This window comes from Stenotrophomonas sp. Steno-Z4 (assembly GCF_056393145.1).
The window spans coordinates 1-339 of sequence record NZ_JBWJPC010000024.1 but is presented as its reverse complement, the minus strand read 5'-3'; the positions used below and the strand labels follow the sequence as shown (position 1 = coordinate 339).

General features: G+C 58.7%; 1 protein-coding gene. It reads left to right on the top strand.

Annotated features, from left to right (window positions below; genetic code table 11):
- Nucleotides 1-98: 98 nt before the first annotated feature.
- Nucleotides 99-339, top strand: a 241-nt coding sequence (locus AC06E7_RS19100; protein WP_478065606.1) for a transposase, incomplete at its 3' end; no start/stop codon positions are given.

The window sequence follows — 339 nt, the reverse complement described above, 5'->3', positions numbered from 1 at the left end:
TGAGGTGGTCTAATCCGGCTGGACACTCGATAGGATCAATCCAAGCATCGAGGTGACCCGTGGCAAGACAGATAACCCAAGGTATGAGAGACGAGGCCGTGCGCCTGGTCGTGGTGGAGGGGCAGACGGTAAGAGAGGTCTGCCAGCTGATGGAGGTCGGCCCAACCGCGCTGAGGCGCTGGATAGATCAATGGCAGCGGAAGCACAACCCCGACGCCGAGGGGCCGCCGATTGACCCTCAGGCCCGGATTGCAGAGCTGGAATCCCAGAATCGAAGGCTCAAGGAGGAGCGCGATCTACTAAAAAAATCCATAGCCTTCTTCGTTCGGGACAACGATC